The organism is Parendozoicomonas sp. 209JJ7-1, from assembly GCF_058147085.1.
Genome location: NZ_JBYVJU010000146.1, coordinates 1 through 527, shown reverse-complemented (window position 1 = coordinate 527; position 527 = coordinate 1). Strand labels below are relative to the sequence as shown.

Here is a 527-nt window from a genome sequence, read left to right as displayed (position 1 = left end):
TCAGCAACTAAACATACATTTGCATGTATGTGTTGACAGATTCCATATTTTTAAAGATCAGACGACCTCCACGGAGGGAGGAAGTACTAAAATCGTCTGGAACGATTTCAATGGCTTTTCATAAAAAAACCAAAATTCAACACATCGACATTCAACACTGATGCATTCAATTTTGGCTTCTCTATTATCGCTTCACAGCGAAGAGTAAGTGGTGGAGCCTAGCGGGATCGAACCGCTGACCTCCTGCGTGCAAGGCAGGCGCTCTCCCAGCTGAGCTAAGGCCCCTCTGTTTTGCTAATGCAGCCTGGTCACTTCGTAAAGTGGTGGGTCTGGGCAGACTCGAACTGCCGACCTCACCCTTATCAGGGGTGCGCTCTAACCAACTGAGCTACAGACCCAAACTGCGATTTGAAGCACGTTCACTAGAACAGCCTTACGACCTCACCCTCTCCCGATAAAAAGCAGGGGGCACGCTCTAACCAACTGAGCTACAAACTCAATAGCAAGGTGATCTTTCACAATTCAGG

At 47.8% G+C, this 527-nt stretch carries 2 tRNA genes; both read right to left on the bottom strand.

Annotated features, from left to right (window positions below):
* Positions 1-209 precede the first annotated feature (209 nt).
* Positions 210-285 (bottom strand) — tRNA-Ala (locus ACY2RQ_RS19780).
* Positions 286-321: 36 nt separating this feature from the next.
* Positions 322-398, bottom strand: a tRNA-Ile gene (locus tag ACY2RQ_RS19775).
* Between the last annotated feature and the right edge of the window lie 129 nt (positions 399-527).